Raw genomic sequence first — 21,413 nt, forward strand, 5'->3', positions numbered from 1 at the left:
AGGTGATTATCTGTACGTATCTCTTTTTCAGAGAACGCGACACGCTGCGCCTGATATTCAAGAAGTCGAAACTAGTCATCATGACAAGCTTAGCGAGTGTTATCGGTTCTCTGGGTTGGTTTAGCGCGATGTCGCTTCAAGCCGTGCCGTACGTAAAGACACTCGGGCAAGTCGAAGTGATCTTCATGGTGTTGATATCCTATTTCTGGTTAGGGCAAAGCATCGCGCGCAAAGACATTCTTGCGCTCATCTTGCTTTCTATCGCAGCAGTATTGGTTATGTGGCAGTGACGAGCTCGTTAATATGACTAGGACAAATTGAAGTCATATTGCGACCGTTTGTTTTCGCTTGATATAACGCTTTGTCGGCTCGGCTAATAAACCCATTCCAACTCTCATGCGGGTGAAGCTGAGCAACACCAAAACTCGATGTCAGAAACATCTCATGTTCTTGTACTGCTGATACCTCTGAAATAGACAATCGTAACTTGCAGGCAATAACCTGAGCTTGTTGGAAATCGACATTAGGCAATAAAATCATTATCTCGTCTCCGCCAAAACGAAACGCACTGGCTTTAGGCGATGTTTTTATCGCACTTTGAACCATTTCAGCAAAAGACTTGATCACGAGGTCACCTACAATGTGTCCGTGTTGGTCATTGATCGACTTAAAATTATCAATATCCATCATAATGGCACTAACAGGTGCAGTTTCCGCCTGCTTCATGATAACTGGAACCATCTCATCTAATGCTCTGCGGTTTCCCAGTACCGTTAGAGGATCGCTGTAGGACAGCTCGTGAATAGAACTAAGCAACCTTGCGTTAATCAGCCAAAGCATTGTAAAGCTCATCGACACAATAAGAACGATGCTCACTAAAAAGGCAAGTTGATGAATGAGAGTGGCCGCCATGAAATCCTGGAGCTCAGTTGAAAATAGCGTCACCACAACTCGAAAAACCATAAACCCGCCATATATCGTAAATGACAAGGCCATCATCCGAATACCTAGAGTCAAGTCATCACGCCGGCCCTTTAATACCGCAAAGGCAGTGCAAAGAGTCACAAAAGCCAGATATAAACTAATGAGGATAATTCGAGCCTTTATGGAAGGCTCATAGAACGTGAAGTAAATAAAACATGGCAAAAGAGCCAACATCATTAGACTACTGAGGTAGGTGCATTTGAGAGAGTATTCTCGAAACAGACATAAGCTATACAAGGCGAGATGAAAACCAAGCGCAATGACCATATTGGCACCAATAACGGTGACCCAATCAGGGAACTCCCCTCTTAGGCTCAACATCAACGGCCCAGTTCCGATAACAAATATTGAAATGGAAAAGATTGAAAGCCCTTTAATGGACTGTTGAGTGAATTGAAATAACAACAAGCCAATACAGTAAATGAAAGAGAACAAAATAATAATAAAATTAAGTGTTCTCATATCCAGCGAAAAACCATCCATGATTTTCTATCTTCCATACGCAACCAAATTTCAACATGGTCAATAATCATGCAAACCACAAAAACATTCACCATGTGAATCTTTTTATTTTATAAAAAAAGGGGGTAGATCACATATGCGGAGATTTTTATCGCATGAGTCCATGATATGGATAGGCATGTAACACTCGCCCCCATAGAGTTTTATCGCATCACTGAATCTACAGGCTTCTGCACTCGTTACTTGGTTGAATGACGACTGTCTGGCATTATGCGCCCAAGAAATCTCTAGGGCTGTTGACCTTAGTTATTATACAGCAAAGAATGAACGAAGGTAGTCAGTGGTAGAAAACAGCCAACAATTAAGTGACCGTTACGACGAACATGGTTACTTTGTTATCAGAAATTATTTCAATGAAGCTCAAATTGCATCGCTTAGAAAAGTCGTGCTGAAATTTCATGAATCATGGAAAGCAGACAACGAAGAATTCTATAAAGAAGAAGCATTTAACTCGTCTTTAATTACGGGAAGCGAGTATTTGCCTGCCGACGATAGAAGCGTGCTTTTCGACTTCATAAGCTCGAAACAAGTGATGGATGTGGTTGATGCGGTGATTCCGAACAAGCCGGCATTCATGAATACACAGCTGTTCTTCAACCCAGTAAACCCGCAGCAAAAAGACTTCTGGCATCGCGACTGTCAATACGACTACGACATTGATGACCAGATGAAAGTCATCATGGAAACCCAAGTATTGCATCTGCGAGTGCCCCTTTTTGATGAGCCCGGCATGGAACTTATCCCCGGCACGCACAAACGTTGGGATAACGAAGAAGAGTACAATGTTCGCCAAGAAGAAAACGGCAAAGTGAGCAGCGATGACATCTCTGGTGGTAAGCAGATACCGTTAGCCGCAGGTGACTTATTGGTGTTTTCAGCGGATATGATCCACCGAGGCCGATATGGCTTGGATCGTTTGGCTTTGGATATTTTGATCTTCGATTCGGCGGCAGACTATGTCGACTACGTTGATGACGACTGTTTACCGACGCCAGCTATGTTAAGCAATATTAGCGACCCAAGGTTGTTTATGAACACGCTACACTTAAAATCAATGCAGTACTCATAATCCATAAAGGTGCCCAAACTATGACTGACACTAAGCAAAATACCCGAATTAGCCAGTTCCGTTTCGGTCAGCCAAAAGAATCTCTCAAGTTAGAACATGTCGCTTTAGGGGTACTAGACAAAGATAAAGTTCGCGTACAAATTGAAGCGACTAACATCAACCCTAGTGATCTGTTGTCGATTTATGGTGTGGGCCAATACAAACATAGCCATCAGCCGCCGAGAGTACCGGGATTTGAAGCGGTAGGAAGGATTGTAGAATCCAGCAGTGCTGAGTTTATAGTGAATCAACGAGTGCTTGTGGCAACCAGTGGAACATGGCAGAACTATGTCGATGTATCACCAGATGATCTGTTCCAAATTCCTCAACATTTAGACAATGGCTACGCCTGTCAGTTGTACATTAATGCGCTAACCGCATGGGTGCTAACGACAGAAATAGCCAAGCTGACCCAAGAGGATGTGTTGATCATCAACGCGGGCAGTTCAGCCATCGGTAAGATCTTCTCCCAGTTATCAGCATCACTCGGCTTCAACATCATTGTCGTTACATCACAGCAGACACAATACCCTGCCACTTCCTGTTGGGTGATAGATGCGAACGCTGATCTAGTTTCTCAAATTAAGGCATTAGGCTTGCCTATGCCAACCGTTGCCTTTGATGCGATTGGCGGCTCACCCGGAACCGATCTTGTTCACACCCTTGGCAACAACGGGCGCTTTATCAACTATGGGACGCTGTCGTTGGATTTTTACGAGCCACGCTTCTTTGAGTACGCGAAAAACCAACACATCGATTTCAGCACCTTCTTCTTGCGTTATTGGGAGGAAGCAGAAGGTAAAGATGTTCGCCGTGATAAGTTCACGACCATGCTAGATCACTTCATCACAAACGACATTCAGCTCGACGTTGACCGCTATCTACCATTCGATGAAGTGCAAACCGCGATTGATCTCATTGAATCGAAAACCACACGCCTAGAGGGCAAGATCATCTTACTGCCACAGTAAGTGAGAGTTGGACGATATATACCTTGTTTATTTCAACAGGCAAGACGTTCAACAGCTTACAAGCGTGCTTGTTAATACACCATCGCTTAGGAAGTTTGATTAAAGAAATCGAAGATTGAAAAGATAGCGAAGAGTTGTGGTGCATTTCTCCATAACTTAAGTGGTTACGAGATGGTCATGAATCACATTTATTTGAAACATCAATTAGTTATATCATTAGAAATATGATACTGATCACCCATAAGATAACCTCGATTCTATATGGTAGCGTCATACTTAAAACCACGATGTGAACATACTTATGAAAAGACACATACTATCAAGCGCCACCCTACTCTCTCTAGCCTTTCCCACCTTTGCAGCTGATGGCGATATACACGATGTCACGATACTGGGTACTTCAGATATCCACGGTCATTTTATGGCGTGGGATTACGCGGCAGATAAACTCAACACTCGTGGTAGCTTGAGCCAAATCGCGACCAAAGTTGGTGAGATCCGCAAAGAGCAATCTAACATTATCCTTGTCGACGCTGGCGATACCATCCAAGGCAACTTCGTAGAAACCTTCAAAGACGAGCCCGTTGATCCAATGATGCTTGGCTTTAATCACATGAAATACGATGTGTGGGTTTTAGGTAACCACGAATTCGACTTTGGCCTCAAAACCCTCAACAGGGCCGTTACCCAATTTAAAGGGCAGTCTCTCGGTGGCAACATCAAGAACAAAAACGGAAACCCATTCCTGCCTGGTTACACCATCCTAGAACGCGGTAGCATTAAGATCGGCGTGATCGGAATGGATACCCCAATGACGGAGGTCTTTGCGCAAGGTACCAACCGTTTAGAAGGCGTCACTTTCACTAATCCAACCTTGGAAGTGAAGAAAATCGTCAAAGAGATTGATGATAAAGTGGATGCCATCATATTGGTTGCCCATATGGGAATTGAGAACGAGAATGACATTGCCGACACCGGTGTCACCGACATTGCCAATGCAAACCCAGAGCTTGATGCCATCGTCGCTGGCCACATGCACACTCGCATCGAGAAAGCCGTTGTAAATGGCGTTATTATTACTGAACCCGACAGATATGGCCGCGCCCTATCTCGTATCGATCTTCAATTTGAAGAGCGCGATGGCACATTCACTCTCGTCAACAAAGACAGCTTCACCTATAAAATTAAAGGTATCGACTCTGATGAGAATATGGACGAGTTATACCAGCCTTACCACAAACAACTCCGAGAAATGGCGAACAGACCTGTCGCTCAACTTACCGGCGTTGATTTAGTCCCAGAAAACGAAATCCGCGGTATCCCTCAAGTCCATGTTCAAGACACAGGCATCAGTGCGCTATTCCAAGAAGCGAGCTTCTTCTATGCACCTAAAGCCAATGTCATCGCACTTCAAATAGACAACGACAATGCCAAGCTCGATGTTGGCCCAATCAAAGCCAAAGACATCGCGTACAACTACCAATACGCAGGTGGCGAAATCACTGTCTACCAGATGACAGGCAAAGAGCTGAGAACCTACATGGAATGGTCTGCGGGCTACTTCAACTCAGTACAACCTGGCGATGTAACCTACAGCTTTAACCCTGAACGCAGAGCATCAAAATACTCGACCAATGACTTCTTCGCGGGCGTGGCTTATACCATCGACCTTACTCAGCCTGCAGGTACACGCATTACCAACCTCGCGTTTGCAGATGGCACTCCGGTTACAGATCAAACAGAAATCCGTATTGGTATGAATAGCTATCGAATGGGTCATCTAACCAAGAAAGGCGGCGTGCTAGAAGGCGAATCGTTCCCTGTACTTTTTGATACGGAAGCAGAGTATGGAGAAGAAGCAGGCACAATCCGTAATATGACCATCAAATATCTTAAAGAAGAAAGGAACGGTCAGTATGAAGGTAAACCTCAACAACGATGGGCACTTTCTGGTTTAGAAAGCCGTTATAATGAACAACGAGAGATAGTGAAGTCATTGATTAATGATGAAACCATATCAATCCCGACCAGTGACGATGGCCGCTACACAAACATCGCTTCTATCAACGTAAAAGAACTGATGTTCAAATCTGACGAAGCGAAACAAGCTGCCATAACCACACGCGAAAAGAAACTGGCGCAAGCAACTGAGCAAGAGAGTAAGCAGATCAAACGCGAAATCACTCTGATTGAAGCGCTCAATTAAGCCCTGACCTCAAACCAATAACGACTTAACGACGCTTAGAGCGTGGTTAGGTCGTTGATTACGGAAAGTTGAGTACGATCCATATTAAGTGACGTTGAAAAATAGAAGTAAAAGCAGACTCTTTGACACACTCATTACTATTGTAAGCAAGTACTTTGCAACTTGAAGGCTACACCGCCTCCCCCCCTTTTAGTAAAACCCAATAAATCAGATAGTTATCCACAGGTAGCCCCATTTCTTTATCTTGCCTTCCATCACATGCATGTTGATAATACGAAGAATCTCTCACATAAGGCGAGAGCTTCTTTATAGGTAATAATATGAATAACCCTGAATTGGTTTTCGCTATCGCTGCTTTGTTAGGTGCCTTAGCAAAATTAATCCTCGCAATAAAGTCCAAGTAACTAGATTTTCTTGGGCCTTACTAACCCTGATTGGCTTCAACCAATCGGGGGCGTTTTCTTTTAAAACGAATTGGAATTGGGACAATTTTTAACATAGATATTTATTATCTATAAACAGCCCCAAAAGCCTCTGAGGTGACTCTAAGCTCCCACAAACACCTGTATTCCTCCTCACACTGATCTATTTCTCTCTTTTCGCAGTACAAGTTATTAATTATTCGATATAAATCGCTTTCTTTTTCAAATTGTTGTCTACAGTTTTATAGAGCTTGTCGCTTCAGTAATTGCCACAAGTAACGACACCTTTTGATGGTAGGTTTTGGTTATAAGGAAAGGAAATGGAAAGCCCAATTGTCACACTCACACATGCCAGCAAAAGCTTTGTTGATGGTAAAGACACTCATAGCGTGTTGGAAAATGTCGACTTCGCTTTGGCAACAGGGGCAAGCGTGGCTTTGACAGGGGCGAGTGGCAGTGGAAAGAGTACTCTGCTTAACATCATTGCGGGGTTTGAACCTCTATCCGGTGGAGAATTGTGGCTTGATGGCGAGAACACATCAAATTGGAAAGATCCACAATGGAGCCGATTTCGTCATCAAAAATTGGGCGTTATCTTTCAACAGTTCAACTTATTGACCCCACTCAACGTAAAACAAAACATCGCCTTCCCTCTTCATTTAAATCAACAGAAATGGAGCGACTGGTGCGATTATTTAGTTGATGCATTGGGCATCAGTGAGCTACTCGAAAGACACGTATCCGCACTCTCTGGCGGTCAGCAACAACGGGTGGCAATAGCGCGTGCGCTTGCCCATAAACCCAAACTACTGCTTGCCGATGAACCCACAGGCAACCTCGACCACAAAGCAGGCATTGAGGTAATGAAGCTGCTGAGTGAAATCACTACACAAGGCAACACTGCGGTGCTTTTGGTTACGCACAGCCCAGAATGCGCCAGCTTTATGCAGACAAAATTGGTGTTAGATGATGGTTGTTTAAGGAACGCCGATCTAACCCCAAGAGCAGCAGCGTTGTGAGTAATCCAATGAAGCAAACTGGCTTCGCTCAGAACCAGCTCACCCATACCAAACTGACTCTGAATCTATTCGCGGCGCACTATCGTCAATCACCATTGCAAGCCGCAGCGATTCTGATCGGCATTGTGTTAGCGGTCACCTTGTTTGTCGCAGTGCAAGCCATCAACCTCAATGCCAAGCGCAGTTATGCAGAATCGACCGAGCAACTTAGCGCTCAAGCGCAGAACCTTATCATTCCACCAGCAGGGCAAAACTATTTGCCGGAATCGCTCTACTTCAGCTTAAGACAAAGTGGATTAAGCGCAGCGCTACCTGTTATAGAAGGGCGAGTAAGAGACGAGCAAGGTCGACGTTGGTCAGTTCAAGGCAGTGAGTTGATCGCCGCCCTCACTTCAAGATCTCGTCACGCTCGCATCGACGAACAAAGCAACACTCAAACCAAAGAACCAAACATTTCCCTGTTCGACAATGCCTTACCTTTGCCGCAACTCTTAGCGGGTGAACCCATTGTGATGATGAGCCAGTCGCAACACCAGAACTTGGGAGGAGTAGACACACTCACTTTGGATGAAGTGCTCACTCAAGTGGTAGTGCTACCAGATGAATGGCAGCTAGGTAGCCGAATGTTGATGGATATTGGGTTCGCTCAGCAACTGCTTAACAAGCAAGGGCAACTGAGCTACATCGCTATTTTTGACACTAAGAGCGACACTAAGAGCAATCCTCAGGATAAATGGCAAAGCCTTATTGGCGAGCAAGGACGATGGATTTCCAACAACCAAAGTACGGATCTGGGTTCAATTACCGATAGCTTTCACCTCAATCTCACCGCCATGAGTCTGTTGGCGTTTTTGGTTGGCCTATTCATCGCTTACAATGGTGTGAAGTACAGTTTACTGAAGCGTAATCGGCTATTGGTGCAAATTCAACAAGCCGGCATTGCGCCAAGCATCGTGTTTTCAGCTCTGTTAGTCGAGCTGACTCTTTTAGTCACACTAGGCGCGTCGCTTGGTTTCATTCTCGGCATCCAACTCAGCCATTGGCTGCATCCAACCGTCGCGATAACACTTGAGCAACTTTATGGTGCAACACTGCTTCCCGGTACATGGCAGTGGCAATGGTTAGTGCAGGCACTGCTACTCACGCTGGCCGCAACGCTTGTCGCTTGTTGGCAACACTTTAAACAGCGGGTGCGACAACCCCTCTCTTCCCATGGCGGTTTCTATCAAGCGCCGGAAACGTCTAACGAAAATCAGCTGTTTGTTATCGGGTCAGTATTAACTATTCTCGCGTTAGCAGGTTTATGGATGAGCGAACATCATCGCTTCACCATGGCATGGCTCGGTGTGTTAGTGGTATCGATTCCTTTGTACCTGCCCAAAACGCTCAGCGTGTTAGCGAACTGGAGCGAAAAACGTACCCAATCGGGGTTAATACAATATCTGTTCGCTGAGCTGCGTGAACTTATCTCCCCTCTCTCCCTTGCCATGATGGCGTTGCTTCTCGCCGTCACCGCCAATGTAGGAATGAATACCTTAGTCGGCAGCTTTGAATCCACCTTAAAGCAATGGCTTGAACAGCGCTTACATGCTGATATTTACGTTAGCCCTGCCCAAGGTGAAATCGCGAATGTGGAACGTGCGTTAGAGCAGTTTGAAAATGTTGAAACCGTTTATAAGCAATATTATGTCGATGATAACTTGCAGGGCTTACCTACTTTGCTCGGCACCAAAGACAAAGACACACTTGAGCAAACCATGGTATTTCAATCCCACCTTGATGATTTCTGGACGCGCTTTTACCAAGGTGAATTCGTGGCGATCAGCGAACCTACGGCAGTGAAGCTCGGCTTGCCGCTTGGAAGCCGACTCAAGCTCGACGCGATCCAAGACAAAGCGCTCATCGTCGGGGCGATTTTCCACGATTACGGCTCACCGAATGGCGAAGTGTTACTTGCACCTAATTTGTGGATCGAAAGCGGATTTACTGACTTACCCACCAGCTTGGGAATCAAAGTCTCTGGCGACCCACAAGTGGTGTACGAACAGTTACGCCAACAACTCAATCTGCACCCAGGTCAGCTTTACAATCAAGCACAGATCAAATCGATCGCTTTAGAGATCTTCTCACAAACTTTTGCCATCACGCGGGCGCTTAATGGCGTCACATTAATGGTGGCGGTGATTGGGTTGTTCTGCGCCTGTTTCATGTTGCTCGATGCACGTAAAGCCGCCATTGCAAGGCTGTATGCACTCGGTGTTAGTCAGAAAAAATTGATGGCAATGGTGGTCGGGCAAATCGTTGTTCTGGTCGCCTTCACTCTGGTTATCGCTTTACCACTCGGCGCTATGGTCGGTTATGTGTTGACGGACATCGTTTCCCTGCGCGCCTTTGGTTGGAGTTTAAATTATGTGTGGAATTGGAGTGATGCACTCGGCATCGCAGCCATCACCATTTTAGTGGCTGTGATTGCGACCTTGATCCCACTGTGGCGTTTGGTCAGTAAACCCGTGGTATCCAGCTTGCAAAGTGAGGTGTTGTGATGAATCGATCAATGAGAGTTTTCGTTCTCACACTTGGCATCTTACTCCTTTTAGGGTGTGAGGAGTCCACTCAACCATCAGCTCAAAATATGGGTTCGATACTCGGTACTGAAACACAAACCGAGAATGAAACGGCAATCGATCAAGCGCAATTTTCTCCGGTAGTAAAAGGTATCGACATCACTTTCCCTGCCGACCATCAAGCGCACCCTGATTTTCGTCATGAATGGTGGTATTTAACCGCAAACTTGATTGATGAAAAAGGCAATACGTTAGGCGTGCAATGGACACAGTTTCGCTTTGCGGCTGCACCACAGGAACGTAGCAATAGAACCAAGGAAACTACGTGGCAAAGTCAGCAGATCTACATGGCACACAGCGCTGTCACCACTAAAGACAAACACTACGCCGATGAAAAGTGGTCACGTAACCAAGCAGAACTGGCAGGAGTAAGCGCTTCACCATTTCGTGTCTATCTTGATGACTGGCAATGGACGTCGACGACCGATGACCTGTTCCCAGCTACATTGGTCGCTAACTCGGGTCAATTTGGATACTCGCTTAAGTTAACCAACAACGCGCCTTATCAAAAGCAAGGCGAACAAGGCTACAGCACTAAAAGTAGCGATGGCAAAGTGGCTTCCTATTACTACAGCCAACCATTCATCGATGTATCGGGCGAAGTAACCATTGATGGCATCACGCATCAAGTTTCCGGCAAAGGTTGGATAGACAGAGAGTGGAGCTCTCAGTTTTTACTCGACTCACAACAAGGTTGGGATTGGTTTGCGCTAAGGCTGAGTGATGAAACCAGTTTGGTGGTATTTCAGCTTCGAAACTCAACAACAGGCAAAGCCAGTTATTCCCATGCGAAGTTGATGAATCAAGATGGCTCCGGCATCACGATTAAGCAGCAAGACATCAGCTTAACCGCCATCAAGCAAACTAAAATCGACGGGCGTGACTACCCAACAGAGTGGCAAGTTTCGATTCCAACTCAACAAATCGAACTGACCGTCTCGGCACTCAATCCAAATGCCAAAATGCCGCTGTCGGTTCCTTATTGGGAGGGGCCAATCATGATTAAAGGTTCTCATTCTGGGTCTGGCTATATGGAGTTGACTGGGTATTAGATTATGTATTAATACAGGTGGAATCTAACAACAAATACATCGCGATAACCATCAACTAAAACACTTTCAACCAAAACCTCCACCACGGAGGTTTTTTGTTATTCCATATGTTCTATTTACCTTAACGCCTGTTGAAAAATATCTAATTTAACCAAACACTGGGCTCCCCTAAAATACCAATCAAATGGTTAGAGGAGATAGAACATGCTTAGCTCAGTGCACAATGACGAACTCAACAAATACATAGAGAAACTAGACTTAAACCTTACCAAGGATCAGGTTCGTGAACTTGGTTGGCAGCAAAGTAATGAAGAGGTAGGAAAAGAAAAAACAGTATTAGGCTCGTGGTTTTTCTTTTCTTTCTTTGGCTTATGTACGTCTGCATGTCTTGCGCTGCTAATGTATATCTCATGAAGATAAACAAAACAATGACCACGTATAACCAGCATGGAACCTTCAATTGGTTCGAGGTCGACGGAGAAACGTACATACTGTTCAAAGTGGGCAGCAACAGTGCTCTATTGAACCAACACTATGAGGATGTCACCGAACAACAGAGCGAAATATATGGGCTGTTAGGGGCGATTCCATAAGCTCATACTGCACGTATTCACTTATGGTCTATCTATTCACTTGTGGTCTATCTACGCACTAACTAGCGCAAACATCCGTTCTTTTGGCAACAAGACCGAGCTACAACAAACGGTTCTTATACTGCTCTGGCGTTTGGTTCGCGTAACGTTTGAACATGGTGATAAATGGGCTTGCTTGGTTATAACCCAATGTAAGAGCGACCTCTTTAACCGATTGGCCGTTTCTCAACAAGTCCATTGAGTATAGGTAGCGCACTCGCAGTCGCCACTCGGTAAAGCTCATTCCAAGCTCGGTCTGGCAGTGGCGAGAAAGGGTTCTTTCCGTGGTGTGGACACGTTCAGCCCAATCTTTCAGCGTCACTTCATCGGTTGGGTTCTCTTCAACAGAAGCCAATATAGGCGCTAGATACTTATTATCGGTTGAAGGCAAGAAGTGGTGTTCAACCTCACGCTGCGCAAGTTGGTCAAGCAGTACCTGAACGAGCCTTTGGTCTTGCTCGGTTTCCGCAACATTGATCCCACGATCGCGAAAATCATCGATAATAGAAGACACAATCGGCGTGATCTTTATAAGGCTGGTTTTATCTGGCAGGTGTTGCGTGAGTTCTGGGGCGATATTTAGTGAACAGTAGTCCAAAGGCTTACGGTTATAACTGCAATGCATCACCCCGGCCGGTACCCAAATCGCTAGATGTGGTGGCGCTAGAAATCGAGTGCTTTCCGCTTCCATCTCTAATATACCACCACTGATCAATTGAACCTGTCCCCATGAGTGGCTATGAACTCGGGTTTCAGTGTTCGAAAGAAACGCTTCAAAATTCATAAATACGTTGGATGGTGCCTTATCAATTAATAAGGATGGATGAAGGTTTCTGGAGTGTTTTTTCAAACTTGTCTTCCTATCGCGCTTAATGTCTTTCTAAAGATACTTGTAAGTATAACGACCTGTCAAACTAGCCGCACCAACTCATTCGCCACGGAATTCACATGCATTACCTATTACCATTTTTTACAGTCTGTATCTGGGGCGCCAATGCAATCGTCAACAAGCTTGCTGCAAGCACCATAGAACCTAGCGCAATGAGTTTTTACCGCTGGTTTTTTGCGATGTTAATTCTCACGCCTTTCTGTATTCGCCCAGTGATGAAGCAGTGGGCTGTCATTAAGCCAAACTTATCTAAATTAGCGTTCCTCGGCTTTTTGGGCATGGTGTTGAACCAATCTCTAGGTTACTACGCAGGCTTAACCACAACCGCCTCTAACATGGCATTAATCACTTCTTTGGTTCCATTGGTCAGTGTATTTTTAAGCGTCCCTTTGCTGCACAAGTCGATTTCTAGTTTGAGTATTGTTGGCGGTGTGTTGTCACTATCAGGCTTAGCCCTGATGTTAGGCAAAGGCGATCCGTTATTCTTCATGCATCAAGAATTGACTCAAGGCGATGGCTATATGCTAATTGCAGCCTTTGTTTATGCTTCTTACTGTGTACTACTGAAACGCTGGAAAATGCCAATCAGTAGCTGGGTGGTGATATACATTCAGGGTCTGTTTGCTGTCGCGATGCTTACGCCACTTTGGCTTACCAGCGAACAACTTTTACCACCGCAACAAGCGCTCCCATTGATAGCTTACGCAGCGATTGCCGCTTCGATTTTAGCGCCTTGGATGTGGGTGAAAGCGATTGACACCATTGGTGCTGACTCAAGCGCGATGTTCATGAACTTGCTTCCGGTTGTAGCGATCGTATTAGCCGCGACATGGCTTGGCGAAGAGATTAACCAGTTCCACATCATTGGTGGTGTGATGGTGATTTCAGGTGTCATCCTTGCTCAAATCAGAAGAAAACCAAGGCTTGAGGCTCCTCTCCCTCAACAAAGCTAAACGCATTACCCAACGCTCACATTAGGGTAAAAATTCAAACTCACGTTTCACACAGCAAATGAGAGTGGCTACTGTAATCCATACTATGATGAGCCCTTACAGCAAGCGAGTAAAACGGAAGATTAGTCTAAACGCTTTACTTTATATCAGCATGATGAGTCGTTACTCAACTATTCTTCAGCAGTTATACCTTTATATCATTACAATCACACACGATTAGTGCGAAATACACTAAAAGGCTTCCCAAACAATAATCCGAAAGGAAATATCTACGCGAAGGATCTATACTTTTTAAAACAGTAAAAGTGAGCTGATAAGAAAACAATAATCACTACCACTTTAGTGGTATCTGAGATACAGCCACTTTAACTAAACCAAATCAACAGCGGTTGGTTGGCTAACACAAAAAAGTACCGACATGAGTACCACACGGCTTAGAAACACCTAGCATTACGCTAGGTGTTTTTTTTGCAATCGACCTATCTAGTGACTTAATCAGTATTTCTATTCTCTTGCTTGATATCACTTCATCCATGTTTGCCATTCGCCTGATACGCCTTTAAGCACCAATATTCATCAACTGATCATCTGTTTGAAAAAAATAGTCTTAACCATGAGATTATCCGCTTTAACTTATGTCATCTTAAGTATATTGTTACTAGCAAGTAACAAGCATGTTACGCAGCAAAATAATAATGAAGGAAGATAGATGAGCAGTAGCAATAGCCGACAAGATGGTAAACGAGACGTTACTCTGCGTTTTTTAGCTGAACCCGGGGATGTGAACTTTGGTGGTAAAGTTCATGGTGGTGCAGCAATGAAGTGGATCGATTTAGCAGCCTACGCTTGTTCCGCAGGTTGGAGCGGTAAATACTGTATAACAGCCTATGCAGGCGGAATTCGATTCGTTGCCCCAATTCATGTAGGCAACCTTGTGGAAGTAAGTGCAAAGGTCATTTACACAGGTTCATCTTCAATGCATATCGCTATCGACGTGCAAGCAAGCGACCCTAAAGAGCTCAATAACCGCCTAACAACTCACTGTATCGTTATTATGGTCGCTGTCGATGAGAATGGTAATCCGACTAAAGTGCCAGAGTGGATACCAGAGACGCCAGAAGACATCGAATTACGAGATTCGGCTATTCGCCTAATGAACATGCGAAAACAGATTGGTGAAGAGATGGAAGCTCACGTGAAGTACCTTAAGTAAGGTCCACCAGCTGCCCTCCCCCTACAAAACCTTAGATCAATGCCAAGCGCCTGCTTGGCATTGATCTATTTGATACCTTCGTGCTCTACACAGCCAAATCCGCTGCACACCCAATACAGACGATAAGAGCGTGATACCCAGCCAAAGGTTGAAATGAATCGGCACTTGTTCACTGATTTATTTTGACTGTAATAAAGTCGTCATTTTGCTCTGATTAAATACCGCCAATCATAATAGATGCATTTGAATTTCTTGGAGCCACTCTTGAGCGTCATACGCCCCACTCTTAGCGAGTCTACACTGAACAATTTAAAGGCTGTTGAGTACCAATGGGTTAGAACTTTGTACGTCGAAGGCTACGACAGCAATGAAATCAACCACTATATCCAAACGTGTTTCGGTGGAGATCCGACATTTGCCGATCTATTTCGTCGCGTGGCACTCGATCAAGAAAGTATCTATGTGTTGTTGCAACACTTAGGTTGTGCTCCTTCTAGTAAAGAGTTCTAACTTCTAAGTCCCACCAAAAACCAGAAGCATAAATAAACCTACCTCCATAACCCTCATGAATGTCACTTGAATATTCTGTAACTACCTCTCGCTTACCCATACATTTTCAGTGCAATTTCAGGTTTTGTTGCATACAAATCATTGAAGTATCACGCATTGGAATATTCACAACATATCAATAGTACAACAGCCACTTATACTGAGTGTCTGATTTGTGAGACTAGTTCATTTCTACAAGTAACCAAAATGAAGTGGTCGGTATTTAGGAGAGAAGTAACTCGAAACTTTGGGTTTTAAAGTAGATATGAGCGCGATAGTTAACGAGTAACGCTGACACAAAAAACAAAAAGTAGCAGGCATAAAAAAACCCAAGTAAATACCTGGGTTAGAGTTACAAAAACCACTAATCATTAATAGCGTAAGGAACCTGATTAGTAGCCAGCTATGCGTAACCTGAGGGTTATTTTTATTACTGATCGGCGGCCAAACCAAATGATGTAATAAAAATGCCAATATAGAGCGACCTAACGGTCGCTCTTTTTCTTTCTTATAGAGTACAGCTTATCCTTTTACACCACCTGCCGTCAAACCACCAACTAACCAACGTTGAGCAAGTAAGAACACGATAGTAATCGGAAGTGCTGATAGTACAGCCGCTGCCGCAAAGTCACCCCATAGGTAGTTCTGAGGGTATAGGTACTGCTGCATACCTACTGCTAGCGTGTAAGAGTTCACATCTGTAAGTAGGATAGACGCTACTGGCACCTCACCCACTGTCGCGATGAAAGATAGGATAAACACAACCGCTAGGATTGGCACAGACAGCGGTAGTAGAACCAGTCTGAATGCTTGCCAAGGCGTTGCACCATCAAGGGCTGCTGCCTCTTCCAGAGAGTTATCAATCGTTTCAAAGTAACCCTTAATCGTCCATACGTGCAGTGCAATACCACCAAGGTAAGAGAAGATTAGACCACCGTGTGTGTTCAAGCCTAAGAACGGAATGTATTGACCAAGTTTGTCAAACAGCGCGTAGATTGCTACTAGAGCCAATACTGCTGGGAACATTTGGAAAATCATCATCGCTTTCAGGATTGTGTTCTTACCTTTAAAGCGCATACGAGCGAACGCGTAAGCCGATGTCGTAGACAGTGTCACAATCAGAATCGATGTGATACCTGCAACCTTCACTGAGTTCCATAACCAAGTTAGCACAGGGAACGGAGGTGACGTTACCGAGCCATCTGCGTTCGTTACTGACATACCCAATGCTAACTTCCAGTGTTCCAATGATGGGTTATCTGGAATCAAACTACCGGTTGCGAAGTTACCTTCACGGAACGAGATCGCGATGATCATCAGTAGTGGGAAGATAATCATTGCCAAGAAGCACCACAACACTGCATGCGTTGCCCACACTCGGTATTTAAGGCCTTTACCTTGTACCATAGCCATTGTCGTGCTCCTTAATCTTGAGACAGTTTAGTGAAACGAAGGTTTAGTAACGCTAGTGCACCAACCAATAGGAAGATAAGCGTTGCGATAGCACTTGCTAGACCGAAGTCTTGACCGCCGCCGCCTTCGAATGCAATTCGGTACGTGTAGCTTACAAGCAAGTCTGTGTAACCCGCTGGCTCAGAAGTACCAATCATGTTCGGGCCACCGTTCGTCAATAGTTGAATCATTACGAAGTTGTTGAAGTTAAAGGCAAACGCTGCAATCAATAGCGGTGTAAGCGGTTTAATCATCAATGGGAACGTAATGCGCTTGAAGTTATCAAGGAAGTTCGCACCATCGATTGCTGACGCTTCGTATAAATCATCAGGAATCGCTTTAAGCAGACCCATACATAGAATCATCATGTAAGGGAAACCTAGCCATGTGTTAACCATCAACACCATGGTTTTCGCTAAGATAGGGTCTGAGAACCAGTTCGGGCTTAAGCCGAAGATATTCTCGAGCACCATGTTGATCTCACCAAAGCTTTGGTTGAATAGACCCTTAAAGATAAGAATCGAGATAAACGCGGGTACGGCGTAAGGCAGAATCAGTAGAACACGATAAATAGAACGACCTTTCAACTCTTCCCATTGCACGATGTTAGCCAATACAAGGCCGATAACTAGCGTGAACGCTACGGTACATACCGAGAAGATAACCGTCCAAATAAAGATGCTGATAAACGGTTCTTTAATGCCGTCATCTTTCCATACACGCTCAAAGTTATGCGTACCAATGCTAACCACGAAACCTGGAGAGATGGTATTACCCGTAAACTCACCATTTGCATCAACAGGCTGGTAGAAACCCACATCCATATTTGGCTTGAGAACTTCACCCGTTTCATTGTTGATTAACGTTTCTTCATCGTCTTGTAGCGTGTAAAGCGGAGCAACAGAAGCAAACTTACGTAAGCCACTCATGCGGATGTCACCACCGTCAGGTAGATTGAAATCAACACCACTGATTGCTGCTCGGTTTTGAATGATCGCTTTGATCTTCTCTTTTTCACCTTGCGCAGACTCAATAACAGATAGGTCCATCTCTGTTTCTGTCATATTGTCTAGAGAAAATACGTCAGTCGCTAACAGTTGATCGCCATCTTTTACAACGATCTGGTGACCGTCATCTGTCTTGTACAAAGTAAATGGGTAGCTCTCACCGCTTTGGAAAGAACGGTCTAAAAGAACGGTTTGAGTACGCTCTAGAGAAAGTTGGTTTTTCGCGCTGTAGTTAGTAAACGCAAGCCCTACGGTGTATGCCAATGGGAAAAGAATGAACAAGATCATTCCGGCAATACCTGGGTAAATATAACGGTGGGCGTAAGTTTTTTTACTACCAAAAATGTAAAGTGCCAAAGCCGTTAAGATCACTGTAAGCAGCGCAAAAGCGAGCTCACCGCGAGAATACATTAGAATTGTAGCGTAGCCGTTTATTAAGCCAACGCTACCAAGCAACCCCCATTTAATGAAGACGCTTTTACTGCCTGGAAGGCTTGATGGTGCTGGGATAGCATCTGTACCTTGAACTGACTGCATAGAGGAACCTGCTAGCGATATAGATAAAAAATAGAAAAGTAAGGAGAGGTTACCCTCTCCTTAAAAGGTAGTGCCTGGGTGTTACTTAACCATACGACCTTCAGCAGCTTTTAGTGCTTGGTCTACTGATTGACGGCCGTCAACTACGTTGCCGATCGCTTCTTCCATGCTGTACCAGAATGTTGTGAACTGAGGGATGTTAGGCATGATTTCACCGTTCATCGCGTTGTCCATTGTTGCTGCAATACGAGTATCGCTGTCTAGTTGACGTTGGAAAGAGTTAAGAGCAACAGCGCCTAGTGGCTTGTCGTCGTTCAGGCTCTTCATACCTTCATCTGTTAGTAGGTAGTTTTCCATGAACTCAACAGCTAGGTCGCGGTTTGGAGACGCAGTGCTGATACCACCTGCCCATACACCAACGAAAGGTTTAGACGCTTTACCGTTGAACTTAGGTAAAGTTGTTACGCCGTAATCTACGCCAGCTTTCTTGATGTTTTCCCAACCCCAAGGGCCGTTGATTGTCATTGCAACGTTACCTGCAACGAATTCAGACTCAGCTACTGAGTAATCCATGTCTGCAGAGATAACTTTGTCTTGTACCATCTTCTCGATGAAACCTAGAGACTTCTGAACACCATCAGTCGCTACGCCCGCATCTTTAATGTCGTAACCTTCTGCAGTCTGTTTGAATGCGTAACCGCCGTCAGCTGCAAGTAGAGGCCATGTGAAGTAAGCGCCGCCACGTAAAGGCCACATGATCGCTTTCTTGCCGTCTTTTTTAAGTTCAGCATCAAGTGCTGGGATTTCTTCCCAAGACTTAGGTGGGTTAGGAACAAGCGCTTTGTTATAAATTAGCGAAACTGACTCAACAGCAACAGGGTATGCGATTGTTTTACCTTCGTATGAAACAGCGTCCCATGCGAAGTCTACGATACCTTCTTTAGTTTCTTTAGAAGGTTTGATATCAACAAGAAGTCCCGCTTCTGCATAGCCGCCAAAACGGTCATGTGCGTAGAAGATCATGTCTGGGCCATCGCCAGCTGCAGCTACTTGAGGGAATTTCTCTTCTAGCTTGTCAGGGAAAGCGACGGTTACTTTAACACCAGTATCTTCTTCGAAGCGTTTACCTACTTCAGCCATGCCTTCATAAGCTTTGTCACCACCTACCCAGATTGTTAGTTGTCCTTCTTCGATAGCAGCATTTGCACCAAAAGAACCCAGAGCAACTATTGTACCTAGAGCTACAGCGCTTAGAGCGTTTTTCATGTGAATATCCTTTTTATATTTATACGTAGGGCACATCTACCAAGACGAGCCAGTTTTCGGAGGTTATGATCTGAGAAAACAGACCCTAGCTCATCATCCTAGCCACTACGCCCTAGCTATTATGGCTTAAATTCGTGATCACCATCCGGTCAGATTAGAGACTGCAATCACAAAACGCATACTCATCGTGATCAACATCACCGTTACGCGGTGGATTTATTTGAACTGGATCGCCAATTATTAATAACCCCATTTATCTACTCCTCCCCTCCTACTCCCCCTAGTTAATTTTCCATTAGGAGGATGTACCCTTACGCCAATTCACCGAAACTGCATTCATCCAAGAGTGGATAGTAAGAACCCTTTACCGGCAAGTGTTATGCGTTGACGCATTATTCATTTAGTTGGCTTCACTGCCCGCTGGTGTCTTATATTAGCATCGAGCTAAATCTGTGATTGAATCACGGGGGAGGTTTAGCTGGATGTGGGGGAAATGGGCATCAGTTTGGCTATGACGGGTGGGCTTGGTTAAAGAAGCCAAGTCTCACCCACTTTTTTCTTACTCACTCAATACTTACCAATTCCTACAGTTACTGCTGACCCAAAAATTTCTTATAATGATAAGCAGTAAAACTTAAAATTTGATCGATCGAGGACAAGCTAGATGGCGAGTGTCACGTTAAAAAACGTTTATAAATCATATGGTGATGTACAGATTTCTAAGGACGTAACCTTAGACATCAACGAAGGTGAATTCGTAGTATTCGTTGGACCATCAGGTTGTGGTAAATCGACGCTATTACGTTGTATCGCAGGTCTAGAAGACATTACGTCTGGTGATTTGTACATTGGCGACCAACGCATGAATGACGTTGAACCGTCAAAGCGTGGCGTAGGTATGGTATTCCAGTCTTATGCGCTTTACCCTCACCTTAACCTATACGACAACATGTCTTTCGGTCTTAAGCTAGCAAACGCAAATAAAGCTGAGATCGACAAACGCGTTGAACATGCTGCAGAAATCCTTCAGCTTGGTCACCTTCTTGAGCGCCAACCTAAAGCGCTTTCTGGTGGTCAACGTCAACGTGTTGCGATTGGTCGTACTCTGGTTTCTCAACCAAACGTATTCCTACTTGATGAGCCTTTATCAAACCTAGATGCCGCGCTACGTGTTCAAATGCGTTCGCAAATCACCAAGCTACAGCGTCAACTGGGTTGTACCATGATCTACGTTACCCACGACCAAGTGGAAGCGATGACAATGGCGGATAAGATCGTTGTTCTGGATGGTGGTTATGTATCTCAAGTCGGTAAGCCGCTTGACCTTTACCACTACCCTCAAAACCGTTTCGTTGCTGGCTTTATTGGCTCACCGAAGATGAACTTCATGTCGGTACACATTGAACAAGCTGAAGCAGAACGCGTATTGGTACAACTTTCTAATGGCATGACTTTCTGGATTCCTGTTGACGGGACGACGGTTAATGCTGGTGATCGTATGTCTCTGGGTATTCGCCCTGAACACTTGATGTCTGCTGAATCAGGTGACGCGACGATTGAAGCTGACGTGATGATGGTAGAGAAACTAGGTAACGAAACTCAGGTTTACCTAAACCTTGAAAGTGCCGATGCTGATGTTATCTATCGTCAGCCAGACACGTTGAAAATCGAATCAGGTGACAAGTTGGCGATTGGTATTCCAGCGCACCGTTGTCACCTGTTCCACAGCGATGGCCGCGCATGTCGTCGTTTGTACAAAGAATACGGCACAGACTAATCGCTTAGCCTTTTAGAATATAACTTGCCCATATCGAATCCCTCTTACTCAGTAAGGGGGATTTTTTATGTGCTGGATATTTTTATGTGTTGGATACGAGTTTCACTTACATTGAATAGTTCATGAGTCAGCCACTCGGTCTTTCGCTAGCGGCAATAAAAAAGGTCTAGCAAGCGCTAGACCTTTATCTGTTAGTTAGGCTATGAACCCAACCGCTAATATCACTTCTT

17 protein-coding genes and 2 pseudogenes are annotated in these 21,413 nt (G+C 44.7%); 14 read left to right on the top strand and 5 right to left on the bottom strand.

Features of this window, described 5'->3' with window-relative positions; all coding sequences use genetic code 11:
* Positions 1 to 290 (top strand): annotated as a pseudogene (locus tag AB4512_RS15730) (multidrug transporter); the annotation flags it as partial.
* Here AB4512_RS15730 and AB4512_RS15735 read toward each other — a convergent pair.
* The gene (locus AB4512_RS15735) at positions 277 to 1,467 is read right to left on the bottom strand and encodes a GGDEF domain-containing protein (RefSeq protein ID WP_136981756.1); all 1,191 of its coding nucleotides are present in this window, start codon (positions 1,465 to 1,467) and stop codon (positions 277 to 279) included. The pseudogene AB4512_RS15730 and the gene AB4512_RS15735 overlap by 14 nt on opposite strands.
* Before the next feature lie 319 nt (positions 1,468 to 1,786).
* Between AB4512_RS15735 and AB4512_RS15740 the strand changes: the two genes are divergently transcribed.
* From AB4512_RS15740 to AB4512_RS15775, 8 genes are all read left to right on the top strand, one after another.
* Positions 1,787 to 2,575 (top strand): phytanoyl-CoA dioxygenase family protein, encoded by a 789-nt coding sequence (locus AB4512_RS15740; protein ID WP_017059991.1) that lies wholly within the window; start codon positions 1,787 to 1,789, stop codon positions 2,573 to 2,575.
* Between the two features lie 20 nt (positions 2,576 to 2,595).
* On the top strand, positions 2,596 to 3,585 hold the full coding sequence (locus tag AB4512_RS15745; RefSeq protein WP_017059992.1) for a zinc-dependent alcohol dehydrogenase family protein: 990 nt from the start codon (positions 2,596 to 2,598) through the stop codon (positions 3,583 to 3,585).
* A gap of 301 nt (positions 3,586 to 3,886) precedes the next feature.
* Positions 3,887 to 5,791: a bifunctional UDP-sugar hydrolase/5'-nucleotidase gene (locus AB4512_RS15750; RefSeq protein WP_372175161.1), complete on the top strand. Its 1,905-nt coding sequence runs from the start codon at positions 3,887 to 3,889 to the stop codon at positions 5,789 to 5,791.
* Between the two features lie 742 nt (positions 5,792 to 6,533).
* The gene (locus AB4512_RS15755; RefSeq protein WP_372115645.1) at positions 6,534 to 7,232 is read left to right on the top strand and encodes an ABC transporter ATP-binding protein; all 699 of its coding nucleotides are present in this window, start codon (positions 6,534 to 6,536) and stop codon (positions 7,230 to 7,232) included.
* Between the two features lie 8 nt (positions 7,233 to 7,240).
* The gene (locus tag AB4512_RS15760) at positions 7,241 to 9,775 is read left to right on the top strand and encodes an ABC transporter permease (protein ID WP_372175167.1); all 2,535 of its coding nucleotides are present in this window, start codon (positions 7,241 to 7,243) and stop codon (positions 9,773 to 9,775) included.
* A complete protein-coding gene (locus AB4512_RS15765; protein WP_372175162.1) occupies positions 9,775 to 10,908 on the top strand; it encodes a lipocalin-like domain-containing protein in 1,134 nt (377 codons plus the stop codon). Before AB4512_RS15760 ends, AB4512_RS15765 begins: the two co-directional genes overlap by 1 nt.
* A 204-nt stretch (positions 10,909 to 11,112) precedes the next feature.
* The gene (locus tag AB4512_RS15770; RefSeq protein WP_136978423.1) at positions 11,113 to 11,322 is read left to right on the top strand and encodes a hypothetical protein; all 210 of its coding nucleotides are present in this window, start codon (positions 11,113 to 11,115) and stop codon (positions 11,320 to 11,322) included.
* Positions 11,319 to 11,501: a hypothetical protein gene (locus AB4512_RS15775; protein ID WP_017060054.1), complete on the top strand. Its 183-nt coding sequence runs from the start codon at positions 11,319 to 11,321 to the stop codon at positions 11,499 to 11,501. Before AB4512_RS15770 ends, AB4512_RS15775 begins: the two co-directional genes overlap by 4 nt.
* Before the next feature lie 100 nt (positions 11,502 to 11,601).
* Here the strand turns inward: AB4512_RS15775 and AB4512_RS15780 are convergent, their stop codons facing one another.
* On the bottom strand, positions 11,602 to 12,390 hold the full coding sequence (locus tag AB4512_RS15780) for a helix-turn-helix domain-containing protein (protein ID WP_029235520.1): 789 nt from the start codon (positions 12,388 to 12,390) through the stop codon (positions 11,602 to 11,604).
* A 98-nt stretch (positions 12,391 to 12,488) separates the two neighbouring features.
* On the opposite strand from AB4512_RS15780, the gene AB4512_RS15785 reads away from it, so the two are divergent.
* From AB4512_RS15785 to AB4512_RS15800, 4 genes and pseudogenes are all read left to right on the top strand, one after another.
* Positions 12,489 to 13,382, top strand: coding sequence for a DMT family transporter (locus AB4512_RS15785; protein WP_372175163.1), 894 nt, complete (start codon positions 12,489 to 12,491; stop codon positions 13,380 to 13,382).
* A 48-nt stretch (positions 13,383 to 13,430) separates the two neighbouring features.
* A pseudogene (locus tag AB4512_RS15790) lies at positions 13,431 to 13,685 on the top strand (peptide ABC transporter substrate-binding protein); the annotation flags it as partial.
* A gap of 406 nt (positions 13,686 to 14,091) precedes the next feature.
* A complete protein-coding gene (locus AB4512_RS15795; protein ID WP_019822926.1) occupies positions 14,092 to 14,595 on the top strand; it encodes an acyl-CoA thioesterase in 504 nt (167 codons plus the stop codon).
* 237 nt (positions 14,596 to 14,832) lie between these two features.
* Positions 14,833 to 15,105 (top strand): hypothetical protein, encoded by a 273-nt coding sequence (locus AB4512_RS15800; RefSeq protein ID WP_019822928.1) that lies wholly within the window; start codon positions 14,833 to 14,835, stop codon positions 15,103 to 15,105.
* A gap of 561 nt (positions 15,106 to 15,666) precedes the next feature.
* Here AB4512_RS15800 and malG read toward each other — a convergent pair.
* From malG to malE, 3 genes are all read right to left on the bottom strand, one after another.
* Complete coding sequence (malG, locus tag AB4512_RS15805; protein WP_017060050.1) at positions 15,667 to 16,557, bottom strand: maltose ABC transporter permease MalG; 891 nt, start codon at positions 16,555 to 16,557, stop codon at positions 15,667 to 15,669.
* Between the two features lie 11 nt (positions 16,558 to 16,568).
* The gene (gene malF, locus AB4512_RS15810; protein WP_017060049.1) at positions 16,569 to 18,140 is read right to left on the bottom strand and encodes a maltose ABC transporter permease MalF; all 1,572 of its coding nucleotides are present in this window, start codon (positions 18,138 to 18,140) and stop codon (positions 16,569 to 16,571) included.
* Between the two features lie 81 nt (positions 18,141 to 18,221).
* Entirely contained in the window at positions 18,222 to 19,406 is a 1,185-nt protein-coding gene (gene malE / locus AB4512_RS15815; RefSeq protein WP_017060048.1) for a maltose/maltodextrin ABC transporter substrate-binding protein MalE, read from the bottom strand.
* Positions 19,407 to 20,070: 664 nt separating this feature from the next.
* Here malE and malK point away from each other — a divergent pair.
* Entirely contained in the window at positions 20,071 to 21,183 is a 1,113-nt protein-coding gene (gene malK, locus AB4512_RS15820) for a maltose/maltodextrin ABC transporter ATP-binding protein MalK (RefSeq protein WP_017060047.1), read from the top strand.
* The last annotated feature ends 230 nt before the right edge of the window (positions 21,184 to 21,413 follow it).

The sequence above is a fragment of the Vibrio sp. 10N.222.52.B7 genome (assembly GCF_041474275.1).
Taxonomy (GTDB): Bacteria; Pseudomonadota; Gammaproteobacteria; order Enterobacterales; family Vibrionaceae; genus Vibrio; species Vibrio crassostreae_C.